Source organism: Metapseudomonas cellulosilytica, from assembly GCF_049334135.1.
Classification (GTDB): domain Bacteria; phylum Pseudomonadota; class Gammaproteobacteria; order Pseudomonadales; family Pseudomonadaceae; genus Metapseudomonas.
In genome coordinates, this window is sequence record NZ_JBHZGN010000035.1 from 13,190 (window position 1) to 24,868 (window position 11,679).

The 11,679-nt window shown below is 61.5% G+C and carries 10 protein-coding genes; 6 read left to right on the forward strand and 4 right to left on the reverse strand.

The genetic code is table 11. The annotated features are described in order from the left end of the window. Nucleotides 1–95 precede the first annotated feature (95 nt). The 3 genes from arcD to ACFW0H_RS27835 all read left to right on the forward strand — a co-directional run bounded on the left by arcD (nt 96) and on the right by ACFW0H_RS27835 (nt 3,376). Complete coding sequence (gene arcD / locus ACFW0H_RS27825) at nt 96–1,586, forward strand: arginine-ornithine antiporter (protein WP_422917080.1); 1,491 nt, start codon at nt 96–98, stop codon at nt 1,584–1,586. A 132-nt stretch (nt 1,587–1,718) separates the two neighbouring features. After that, nucleotides 1,719–2,381 (forward strand): hypothetical protein, encoded by a 663-nt coding sequence (locus ACFW0H_RS27830; protein ID WP_422917081.1) that lies wholly within the window; start codon nt 1,719–1,721, stop codon nt 2,379–2,381. A 173-nt stretch (nt 2,382–2,554) separates the two neighbouring features. Then, complete coding sequence (locus ACFW0H_RS27835) at nt 2,555–3,376, forward strand: AraC family transcriptional regulator (RefSeq protein ID WP_422917082.1); 822 nt, start codon at nt 2,555–2,557, stop codon at nt 3,374–3,376. Nucleotides 3,377–3,451: 75 nt separating this feature from the next. On the opposite strand, the gene ACFW0H_RS27840 is transcribed toward ACFW0H_RS27835, so the two are convergent. After that, a complete protein-coding gene (locus tag ACFW0H_RS27840) occupies nt 3,452–3,961 on the reverse strand; it encodes a YkgB family protein (protein WP_422917083.1) in 510 nt (169 codons plus the stop codon). A 374-nt stretch (nt 3,962–4,335) separates the two neighbouring features. On the opposite strand from ACFW0H_RS27840, the gene ACFW0H_RS27845 reads away from it, so the two are divergent. Next, nucleotides 4,336–5,067, forward strand: coding sequence for a hypothetical protein (locus ACFW0H_RS27845; protein ID WP_422917084.1), 732 nt, complete (start codon nt 4,336–4,338; stop codon nt 5,065–5,067). A 350-nt stretch (nt 5,068–5,417) separates the two neighbouring features. Beyond that, the gene (locus ACFW0H_RS27850; protein ID WP_422917085.1) at nt 5,418–7,175 is read left to right on the forward strand and encodes an ATP-binding cassette domain-containing protein; all 1,758 of its coding nucleotides are present in this window, start codon (nt 5,418–5,420) and stop codon (nt 7,173–7,175) included. A gap of 155 nt (nt 7,176–7,330) precedes the next feature. On the opposite strand, the gene ACFW0H_RS27855 is transcribed toward ACFW0H_RS27850, so the two are convergent. Together ACFW0H_RS27855 and ACFW0H_RS27860 are read right to left on the reverse strand one after the other, a co-directional pair. Next, nucleotides 7,331–8,818 carry an FAD-dependent oxidoreductase gene (locus ACFW0H_RS27855; protein WP_422917086.1) on the reverse strand — a complete coding sequence of 496 codons (1,488 nt, stop codon included), beginning with the start codon at nt 8,816–8,818 and terminating at the stop codon, nt 7,331–7,333. A gap of 723 nt (nt 8,819–9,541) precedes the next feature. Further along, entirely contained in the window at nt 9,542–10,285 is a 744-nt protein-coding gene (locus tag ACFW0H_RS27860; protein ID WP_422917087.1) for a class I SAM-dependent DNA methyltransferase, read from the reverse strand. A gap of 280 nt (nt 10,286–10,565) precedes the next feature. On the opposite strand from ACFW0H_RS27860, the gene ACFW0H_RS27865 reads away from it, so the two are divergent. Further along, a complete protein-coding gene (locus tag ACFW0H_RS27865; RefSeq protein WP_422917088.1) occupies nt 10,566–11,318 on the forward strand; it encodes a hypothetical protein in 753 nt (250 codons plus the stop codon). A gap of 205 nt (nt 11,319–11,523) precedes the next feature. Here the strand turns inward: ACFW0H_RS27865 and ACFW0H_RS27870 are convergent, their stop codons facing one another. Next, a complete protein-coding gene (locus ACFW0H_RS27870) occupies nt 11,524–11,667 on the reverse strand; it encodes a hypothetical protein (RefSeq protein ID WP_422917089.1) in 144 nt (47 codons plus the stop codon). Nucleotides 11,668–11,679 lie beyond the last annotated feature (12 nt).

Here is an 11,679-nt window from a genome sequence, read left to right on the forward strand (position 1 = left end):
CTTGGACCACTCGAAAGGTCATGCTGTAGGGTTGCGACCGTTCTTTGTTGGCCGGCCATCCAATCGAGCGATGCCATTTCGGCAAGGAGCTATGCATGGTCGATTCAACCAGCGATTTGCACGTGGGAAAACAGGCCGAACCCGGCAAGCAGACCCAGGTCGCGGGCGCTTCCGACAAATTGAAATTTGGCGCGCTGATCGCCCTCGTGGTTGGCTCGATGGTCGGCGGTGGGATTTTCTCACTACCGCAAAACATCGCCGCAAGCGCCAGTGCCGGCGCGACTCTGATTGGCTGGCTGATCACCGGCGTCGGCATGCTGATGCTGGCGTTCGTGTTCCAGACCCTCGCCAACCGCAAACCCAAGCTCGACGGCGGGGTGTATGCCTATGCCAAGGCCGGGTTCGGCGACTACATGGGCTTCTCGTCGGCCTGGGGTTACTGGATCAGCGCCTGGATCGGCAACGTCAGCTACATGGTGCTGCTGTTCAGCACCCTGGGTTTCTTCTTCCCCATGTTCGGCGAAGGCAACACGCTGCCGGCGATCATCTGTGCCTCGGTGCTGCTGTGGTTCCTGCACTTCCTGGTGCTGCGGGGCATCAAGGAAGCGGCCTTCATCAACACCCTGACCACCATCGCCAAGATGGTGCCGCTGGCGCTGTTCATCGTCATTGCCGCCGTGGCGTTCAAGCTGGACGTGTTCAGCTCCGATTTCTGGGGCGCCGGCAACAGCGACCTGGGCACGGTGATGAACCAGGTGCGCAACATGATGCTGGTCACCGTCTGGGTGTTCATCGGTATCGAAGGCGCGAGCATCTTCTCCGCCCGCGCCGAGAAGCGCAGCGATGTCGGCAAGGCCACGGTGGTCGGCTTCATCGGCGTGCTGCTGCTGTTGGTGCTGGTCAACGTGCTGTCCCAGGGGATCATGGCCCAGGCCGCGTTGTCCGGTCTGAAGAACCCCTCCATGGCCGGGGTGCTGGAAAGCGTGGTCGGCCACTGGGGCGCGGTGCTCATCAGCGTCGGACTGATCATCTCGCTGGCCGGTGCGCTGCTGTCGTGGACCCTGCTGTGTGCGGAGATCCTCTTCGCCAGCGCCCGCGACCACACCATGCCGGCGTTCCTGCGCAAGGAGAACGTCAACCAGGTGCCGGCCAATGCACTCTGGCTGTCCAACGGACTGATCCAGCTGTTCCTGATCATCACCCTGTTCAACAGCTCCACCTACCTCAGCCTGCTGTACCTGGCGACCTCGATGATCCTGGTGCCGTACTTCTGGTCCGCGGCCTACGCCTTGCTGCTGGCCTGGCGCCACGAGACCTACGAGCAGGCCCCGGGCGAACGCACCAAGGACTTGGTGATCGCGCTGGTCGCCGTGCTCTATGCCGTCTGGCTGGTGTACGCGGCAGGGGTGCAGTACCTGCTGCTCTCGGCGTTGCTCTATGCGCCGGGTGCGATTCTGTTCGCCAAGGCCAAGCGTGAACTCGGTCAACCGGTGTTCACCGCCGTGGAGAAGGTGATCTTCGCTGTGGTGCTGATTGGCGCGCTGATCGCCGGCTATGGCCTGTACAGCGGTTTCCTCAGTCTCTGACTCGGACGGGAGCCATGGTGGGCGGTTGTTCCGCTCGCCATGGCTAGCCGGGAGGTTGCAGTGGCACCGTGGTCGCACCGGCGTCGACCGTGGAAGAGGCAGGACGGACGACTGAACAGAGGGGGAGGCGTGATGCACCTACCGGATGAGGAAAAGCGGCAGAGAATAATCGACCCCGTCGACCGGGTAAGCGAGGTGATGTTCGGCTTGCTGATGGCGTTGACCTTCGTGGGATCGCTCAGCGTGGCCACGGCTGGCCGCGAGGACGCGCGCACCATGTTGATCGCGGCCTTTGGTTGCAATCTGGCCTGGGGCCTGGCCGATGCCGTGATGTATCTGCTACGCACCTGGACGGAGCGGGCGCGCAACCGAAACCTGTTGGCCCGGCTGCGCAACGGTACCAATCCAGAAGAAGGCCAGGCGCTGATCGCCGATGCACTGCCACCGCGCATTGCGGCGGCGGCTGGCAGCGACGGACTGGAAATGCTGCGCCATCGCATGCTGGAGTTCTCCGGTTCCCCCGTCCCCGCACGGCTGGGTATTGACGACTTCAAGGGGGCACTCGGCATTTTCCTGTTGGTCGTGCTGGCGACCTTTCCCCTCGTTATCCCGTTTCTGGTGACTGACAACACCGCGTTGGCGATTCGCACCTCCAATCTGGTGGCACTGGGAATGTTGTTTGCCTGCGGCTGGTTTCTGGCTCGCCATGCGGGTGGCAATCCCTGGGGCGGCGGTGCGGCCATAGCGATCGTCGGTACGGCGCTGATGTTCGCGATCATCGCCTTGGGTGGGTGATAGGGAAGGCGTGCAAACAGGCTTGAAAAAATGGACAGCCCCTTTTGCGGGGTGCCAGGAGCGTTCTTCATGTCCATTCAGGACGAGCGAAGTGCGTCAGCCTTTGGCTGCTGAGTGGCTGGCGGAAGAGTATGTTGCAGTAGTTAGCCGTTGTCCTGTCATGAGCCGCCAACATGGACCGTCTGTCTACCCTGTTGTCGCAGTTCGGCGTCCGCGCCAACCTGTTTCACAGCGGCAAGCTGTGCGGCGTGGCCTCCTACGGTGGCGCTGACCAGCACGGTCATATCCACTTGCTGCAGGCGGGCAATCTCACTTTGCAGGGCCCACGCGGCTCCGACCTCCTGCTTACCCGGCCCAGCCTGATCTTCATGCCCCGCCCGATCCGGCACGATCTGGTCCCGGTCGAGCCCGAGGGGGCTCAATTGCTGTGCGCGTCGATGACCTTCGATGGCGGCGCCGGTAACCCCTTGTCCGCCTCGTTGCCCGATCTTCTGGTGCTGCCCCTCGATGAACTGCCCCAACTGGCCGACACGCTCAACTGGTTGTTCAGTGAGGCGGCAGGCGGGCATTGCGGCAGGAAAGCCGTGCTCGATCGTCTATTCGAACTGCTGATCATCCTGCTGCTACGGCATCTTCTCGACCACCAGGGATTGAGTACCGGAATGATGGCCGGGCTGGCCGACCCGCGGTTGGCACGTTCGCTGGTCCAGATGCACAACGCACCTCAGCGTGCCTGGTCAGTCGCGGAACTGGCGAGCGAGTCGAACATGTCGCGTGCGGCCTATGCCGCGCATTTCCGATCCGTCATAGGGCAGACACCGGCAGAGTATCTGTTGAGCTGGCGGATCAGCCTGGCGCAGAAGCGCCTGCGAGAAGGGCGGCCGATTACGTTGATCGCTGAAGAGGTCGGTTATGAAAGCCCTTCAGCGCTTGCCCGAGCGTTTCGCCGCAAGACGGGCTGCAGCCCACGGGACTGGATGAAGTCCCTGGCTTGATGGTTCCGGGCCGCTGATGGGGATCAGGCCTGAAGCATCGGAATGCTTCAGGCCCTATCCGGAAAAGTTCTCAGCTCAGGGGGCTTCGATCCTGGTCAGGGAATGACCTGCCACGAATATGGAGGTGGCAAGCAATCCCAGGTCCTTGAGTAGAAACTGCCCTGGAGCGACGCTGATGGCCGGGAAGCCGAGGCTGGGCTCGATCACCCCGGGGGTCGAGAACATGAAGCTCAAGGTGGTGAAGAACAGTCCGGCGGACAGAGCGCCACCAATCAATGAAAGCTTTGGCGACAGCAGGCGGCCTGCAATTAGAACACCGATGGATACTTCCAGGACTCCGAGCAGGTTGGAGAAGGTATCAACGCTGAAGATTCCATAAAGCCAGCCCAACAAGGGGCTGTTGCTCACCAGCGGAACCAGTCCCTGGGCTTCATAGCTCGTGAACTTCATGCCGCCGAACCAGAAGTAGATGACCGCGAGTGCTAAATAGGCGCCGTAGGTCCCAATCGCCGTGGTTATGGCGCCGAGCGACAGGTTGTTTGAAAGCGCGTTGTTGCCGTGGGTGGTGATGTTCAAGGTGTTCATGGATCTGGCTTCCCGTATTTGGGCTAAGGGTCGCCCTGGCGAGTTTGACTGAGTCGCCACAAGACGATGGTTTTTAGCCTGGGTGATAACAACCGAGTGGTTATTCAAGGCCCCCTTGCGCCAGGGGGCATCAGTTTTCGATGACATTCGAGCCGTTGATGAGTCATCTCCTGCAGTCCCATGCGGTATGCATCGGGCTTGGAGATAGTGTTGCCGTTGGCCTGGCTCTCTTGGGTTCTGAACGTACAGAGTTCGATGCAGATCGTCTAAAGCCACCGGCACGTCTTGAGCGCTGGCGCGGCGGATAGCGGTGGGCTTCGCTTTCCAGAAGCGCGAGCCGGCGGGTCGGCTCAGCATCGACGAGGACCTAGGCCATGAGCGAACAGAACAGTGATCTGCTGGAACGGGTGTTGATGGCCCATGGCGGCCTGGAGCGCTGGAACAGCTTCAGCATTGTGAGGGCAAGCATTGTCACCGGCGGCTCGCTGTGGGGCATGAAGGGGCTGACCCAGGACAGCACCCCGCGTCAGATGACCGTCTGGCTGCACGAACAGCGATCCTCGGTGATGCCGTTCGGAGCGCCTAACCAACGTACGGCCTACAGGCCCGACCGAATCGCCATCGAAACCACCGATGGGCAAGTGGTGGCGGAACGGGCGGATCCGCGGGCGTCGTTCCATGGCCACGGGGAGAGCACGCCCTGGGACCCGCTTCATCGGGCCTATTTCAATGGTTACGCGCTGTGGTCCTACCTGAACATGCCATTTCTGTTCACGCTGCCGGGCGTCGTGGTCGAAGAGCTCGCCCCCTGGGAGGAGGGCGAGCAGCGTTGGCGCCGTTTGCGGGTGCACTTTCCGGTGACTGTCGCCACACACTGTCCTGTACAGGACTTCTACTTTGGCGAAGACTTTCTGCTGCGTCGGCACGACTACCGCGTCGACGTGAGTGGCGGATTGCCTGCTGCCCAGTACGTTCACGACTACATCGAAGCCGAAGGGCTCCGCATGCCGGGCAAGCGACGGGCCTATCGCCGTGACGCGAACAACCGTGCAATCGAGGCGCAACTGCTGGTCGCGATTGATATCAGCGACCTTCAGTACGCATGACCTGATACCGTCCGGCGCACGCCATCCAAACGAACGGATTTCAATCCGCCCCATCCGCCTCCACGCAAAGGTGATCGCCAGTGCTTTGGCTATCGCGGCGCTTCGCATCAGTTTCGGCGCGCTGCCTGCGTAGGCATGTTCTGAATTTTCATCTGCTGACTTTTGCTTGGCTTGCGCTGCCTATGCTCGCTCCAACTTGACCGTAGGATGGGTGGAGCTTGCGATACCCATCAGCTCTGTCGCGATGAGAGTAAATCCAATGCGTGTGACTGCCTCTCTACAAGGAGAGTAGGGGGGAGTAGACATTTCCCCTTTGTTGCAAGCCCGTCTGTTGAGTACGGAGAAACAGGATGTTCTCGTTTGACTCACGTATTACCCATGCAGTCCTTGCCCGGCCTTGGCGAATCGCCCAGGTATTGGCATTTGTCTCCCTCAGCAAATTGACCCTCATAGCCGTGCCGCTGCTGCTCGGCCATATAGTCGATGGCCTGACTTCGGAGCAGGGGATCGCCTCGCAAGAGATAGCCCTGCTGCTCCTGGGGTTCTGCCTTGCCGGGGTCATGCAGGTCGTCATAAACCCCATCCAATCGCTCTATCTCTCAAGGCTGGTTCAAGACTGCATTTGCGAAAGCTCATTGCAGTGGGCGCGCTGCGTGATGGGGAAGGAGTTCGAAGTCTTCTCTTCTCTGCGGATCGGGGGACTTATCAATACAGTCGATCGAGGTGTGAATGCCTATGAACGGTTGCTGAACTTCATGCTGCTGTCCGGCATTCCGCTGGTGGTGGAGACACTGATCGTTGGTGGCGTCTTCCAGTGCTACGGCGGCCCGGGGGTATTCCTCACGGTGCTGCTGGCGGCGGCTGGATACCTTTACCTGAACCACAGAATCATCCGGTGGCGGCGCAGCCATATTGATGCATTGAACGACCAGGAAGATGAGCTGGCCGCGAGCTTCGCCCAGACCTTCGGTGCAGCGAAGGCGATCAAGTGCGAAGGGACTCCGGAGTCAGCGCTGGCATCATTGGATGGTGCCTATCGCGGCTACGCCGCAGCGGCCACCAGGATCGGCTACTCGGCTTCGATATTGGGTTCCGCCAAGGCACTGTTCATCTGCCTGTCGACGGCGGGCATCCTGTTGTTTGGCTTTATGGACCAATACTCGCCCCACCCGTCCATGACGGTAGGGGAAATGGTCGCGATGTTCACCATCGCCACAGCCTTCTTCAACAGCGTCGCATCGGTGGCGGAAGCCCATCGCTTCACAGACCAGTTCGCTTCGGACCAGAAGCGGTTTCAGCAGGTCCTGGAACTCCCGGACTTCAAACCCGGCGACTCGGCTGTCGCAAGCAATCGTGCTGTGCCGGTCAGGCTGACGCTTGGGCCGGTTCGTATCCAGCGACCGGAAGCTGAGCTGCTGGAATTGCGCAACCCCCTTTCCCTGAAGAGAGGCGAGAGCGTGGCGATTATCGGAAGCAGCGGAGCCGGCAAGACGACCTTGCTCGAAGCCTTGGCCGGCGTTCTCGTCGAATCACGGAGCCGCCTGCAACTTGGCGATGCTTCGTTGCGCGAACTAAATGGAGCGGAGCAGTTCAGTCAGATTCGCTACTGCCCGCAATCGCCCAGCCTGCTCAGTGGGCCAATTGCGGATTCGGTTCTCTTCGGCCGGCCATACGACCGAGAGAAACTCTCCGAATACCTGGATGCGCTCGGGCTGCCGAGGCTTGCTGCGGATCTGGACAGTTTCGAAGTGGAGAACCAGGGGGCGAACCTCTCCGGCGGAGAAGTGAAGCGCTTGTCGCTGTTGCGAGTGCTCATGAAACCAGGCGCATTCAACCTGTTCGACGAGCCGACGGCTTCACTCGATTCCACCACGGCAGAGCAGGTATGGGACTTGCTGTTCCGGAGTTTCGCGGGACAGTCCCTGGTTTGCGTCACCCACGACTTGAACAGCCTGGAGCGCTTTTACCGGGTATGGGTGGTGGACGGCGGGCAGCTGATTGCGGCGGGGCATTGGCACGAACTGTCGAAGGATGAGCGGGTGGCAGCAATCCTGCGATACATGGGACAAACCTGTGCTACCGATAGTGAGCAGCCAGTTCACTACTAGGCGCATCCATGGAGGAGTGGCCGGCATTGCTGCAATGCATTCAGCCAATCCCCCGGGGTACATGGCGGGCGGCGCGCCGCGACCTAACGGGTAACTTCACGCCCCCGGATGTTCGGCGCGGCAGTGTAGCAAGCCTTGTCGGCGGCAGGCCGGCACTAAAGACTTGCCTCGCTACCAGCCTTGGCCGCGTTCAATCCCGCCTGGCGGCCGAAGAAGGTGGCGTCGGCCAGCGACAGGCCCGAGCTGTAGCCGCCGCTCCAGCGCGGCAGGCCACAGGAGGTGCGTCCGGCTGCATACAGGCCAGCGATCGGCTCGCGCTTCTCCGTAACGACCTGGCCCGTCGGCAGGGTATCCAGCCCACCGAGGGTGAAATGGGGGTAGAACGCATAGCCGATGCGGCAATCCAGTGCGACGAAGGGCGGCTCGTTGAGCGGCTTGAGCCATTTCGCGGCTTTCTGGAACAGGGGATCGCGGCCCTCGGCGGCATGGTGGCTATACAGTTTTACCGTTTCGGCCAGGGTGCCCTCTGGCAGCCCCAGTTCCTGCTCGACCTCTTCCCAGGTTTCGCCTACAGCGGCGATATCGATGCGGGTGAATTCCGCCGGTCGTTCGAAAATCGCGTTGTCAGCCAGCAGGTAAATACGATCACCGGACTGCTGCATGATGTGATGGCCGATGCGCCCGTGGTAGCAGTCCTCGTTGATGAAGCGCTGACCGCGTTCATTGACGAAGATGCCCTTCACCAGTGACTCCGGCGCGTAGAAGGGCAGGCTGACGAAGGCCTCGTTCATATGGATGGCGGCGCCGCCCACGCTTCTGCCCAGGAGGATGCCCGTCCCGTCGTCGCCTGGTGTGCCGATGGGATCGTCGGAGCGCAGCAGATGCGGCGCGTAGCGCCTGACCATGTCGCGGTTCATTGCAAAGCCGCCGGCACAGAGGATGACGCCGTTGCGAGCGCGTATGAAGCGGATCTGGCCATCGCTGCGGACGACCACGCCATGCACGGCGTTGGCGTCGTCGGCGATCAGTGCGAGCACGCGGCTGTCGTACCGGATATCCACGCCGAGCGCTTCGACGCGAGCGGCGAGGGCATCCATGAGCATGCGCCCGCCGCCCCAGCCGACCCACTGCGGGGTGTGTCCGCGAGGGCAGGGCTTGGCCTGTTCCACGAACGGCCAGGCCTCTTCGCTCCCGGACCAGATCAAGCAGTCATCCGTCACCGGCTCCATCATCTTTTCCGGCAGGAAGGTGTTCTTGTACCTGACGCCCTGCGCCACCAGCCATTCATAGTGGCCAAGGCTGCTTTCCGCATAGAGGCGTACTTTCGCCTCGTCCGCGTCGGCTCCGCCCGCCATCATCAGGTAGCGAAACAGATCCTCGGTGTCGTCAGTGAAGCCAGCCTCTCGCTGGGCAGGGGTGCCGCCACTGCCCCCCATGTAGATCTCGCCCCCCGACATGGCACTGGTGCCCCCGTTACCAGAGGTGGCCTCCAGCAGCGTCACGGCCGCTCCCGCGCCGGCGGCCTCGATGGCGGCACTTGCACCTGCGGCACCAAATCCGACGACGAGGACGTCGGTCTCGTGATCCCACTGGGGAACCTGATGGAGACGGCAGGGACGTGAGGCGGAGAAGTCGACTGTCATGCATGTGGTCCTTATTGGTTTTGTCATGCGGGAGCGGCTTGCATTCGAGCGCCCAAGGTACAAGCAGCCGGAAATCCTCCACCTCGTCCACACGGACTAACCCACGCGTTCGCCCTTGGTCGGAGCCGGTAGCCGATTTCATTTGAACTTGGAAAACCATGTCCTTAGGACGGTCAGGAGTCACCGGCTCTGCCTGTGACGATTCGAATGCCCGGGCTGGCAGGATGAAGCCGATCCGGTAGGGTGCGCCGTGCGCACCGGCGGTTGGACGGGGTACCGAAGCCGATCCCGGAATCGGTGCGCACAGCGCACCCTACGGTCCAGACCAGGCGAGAGGGGCGGCCTTGTGCACGGGGTCTGGGGCTACCGCAAGTCCACGTTCTACGAACGTGGATGTTCACTGGGCTACGACCTCTCCCTGTAGGCGCGAATTCATTCGCGAAGCAGGCCGCAGGCCTGCCTTCTTCGGACGAGAAGGGGACAGATTGATATTTAGACTCCAGGTTTGGCTTGCACGCATGGAGAAGCGCGGCCGGTGAGGTGGAATTAGAGTGACGGAAATAGATCTGTCCCCCTTTGCTGTGGAATACCCACAATCAACGCCGATACGATCAACGCCGACCTGCTTGCCTTCGTGCGAAGCTGAGTTTCGCGGGGGCCAAGGACTTCTCCTCTTGGCTCCCGCTTTTCAAGTCGGGAAACCAAGAGATCGTAGGCAAGTTCTTAGCGCTTCACGCAGACAAACAATGCATTCCCGGACGTGCCGCCCCAGGGAGTGATCCGTTCGTAGTCATGCTCGAAGATGTGCACCTCGAAGTGCGGCTGCAACAGTTGCTCAAGCTCGGTGAAACTCAGGGCAACCATGGCGTGTTCGTCCTGCCAGGCCTGGGTCACCCCCGCCTCGGTCTTCTCGATGCTGAGGCGCAGCGCCTGCCGCTCGCCCTCGCCGCTGTAGTACCAGCCGGAACCGAAGGTGAAGCGGCTGCCCTCGTGCTCCACGGTATGGCGCACGAATGAGCGGTTGTCGATCTGCCGCTTGTCCACCGTGTTGAAGCAGAACACGCCGTTATCCTCAAGCGCGTTGTGCACGCTGGCCAAGCACGCTCGCAGCTGCTCCAGCCCGGCGTTGTAGTGGATCGAGTAGAGGAAGCAGGTGATCAGATCCAGCGGCTCGCTCACTCGGAAGTCCGCCATGTCCTGCCGACTGAACTGTGCCTCGGGGCAGCGCAGCTGGGCGATATCCAGCATCGGCTGATTGATGTCCAGGCCGGCGCTGCGGTAGCCGAAGTCGAGGAAATGGCGCACGTGCGGCCCGGTGCCACAGGCGAGATCCAGGTGCCTGCGCCCCTGATTGCCGAACAGCTGGTGCAGCCGGCGCACGCTGTGGCTCTGCGCCCGGTAGTCGATGTCGGCACACATCAGGTCGTAGTAGATGGACAGGTCGGTGTACAGCGCGTTGGAGGACATAAGCAGCCAGGGGGTCGACGGGGAGTTCGGCGCAGCATGGTACCTCAACCCCAAGCGCTTCCCGCCGAAAACAGACTTCCTGCACCAACCGCTGAGGTGAGATTGGAGTAACAAAAAAATGAATCTGTCCTTTTGGAGTATGTCCGCTCTTTGGGGTCCCGACTATTATCCGCCGGTTGGCCGATGAACGCCGGAGGCCGGACGCTTGGGGAGCCGTCCGGATGGGCTGCATGGTTTGCGCTGTAAACCGACATAACAACAAGAATTGAGGATATGGGTCATGCAAAAGAAGTCGCTGCTGTTCCTGTTGTGCCTGATTTGCCCGCTGGTCTGGGGGGATGATGGACGAAGTGCCGGGAAGTTGAGTGAAATCCTCAGTCGCAGCCAATTGATGTGTGCCAGTGCGATGATCTATTTCAATCCGGCCGAACGCACACCTGACCCGCGCGGTTTGAACGCTACCTTCGAGCACCTCAATTTAATGGAGACCTACATGGTACAGCTGGGGCAGCCCGAGGCGTTGGTGCAGCCGATGCGTGCCATGAAGGAAGTGTTCGAAACCCTCGATCGACTGCCTCCGGCCGAGCGCGAGCGTTACCCGGAGCTGATCCAGCAACTGCTTGGCCATCAGCAACGGCTGCAGCAGGCGGCCTCCACTGCTTATGCCAGTGCCGGGCCCGATCCGGTCGCCGCCGACCTGGAGGCGCAAAGCCAGGCCCTGGCCACGCTGTTGCTGGACTACCAGATTCGTCTCTACCCGCTGCCGCACAAGGGCGGCCTGACGCTGACGCCAGATCAGGCAAAGGAGCTCGACCAGACGATCGAGCAGCGTTTCGAGACGCTACTGGCGCGCCATGCCGAGCATGCCGATGTGTTGTCAAAGGCCAAGGCCAGCTATCTGTTCGTACGTCCGCAACTGCAGCAGGTGGCGAGCGGTGGTACCGCTCGCAGCGGTGGTGCCGAGTTTTATCTCAATCGCGCCTCCGTCGATCTGGACGAGCTGGCGGTTGCGGTGCTGACACCCTCACCCTGAACCGGGCATAGGTTCCCCAACGTTGCAGCCGCTGACGCGGCTGCCCTCCAGGTGCCTTTCCAATGGGAGAGGGTCGTTACGGCGTCGTAGGTTGGGTAGAGGCACGAAACCCAACGATGCGGAGTCCCGATCGGGCTCCGGCCTGGGCCTCGTTCCTCGGCGCCAATCATCGGGGAGTCGGCCCCCATTCTTCCAACGGCATTGATCAAGTTGCGGGATCGGGACGCAATCGGTGCCAAGCCATGACGCCGATCAGCAGCGAGGACGTCAGGGCGAGCACCAGCCACGTAGGATGGGTTGAGCTTGCGATACCCATCAGTTCAGCCGTGATGGGTATCGTGTCGCTCATCACTTCTCGTAC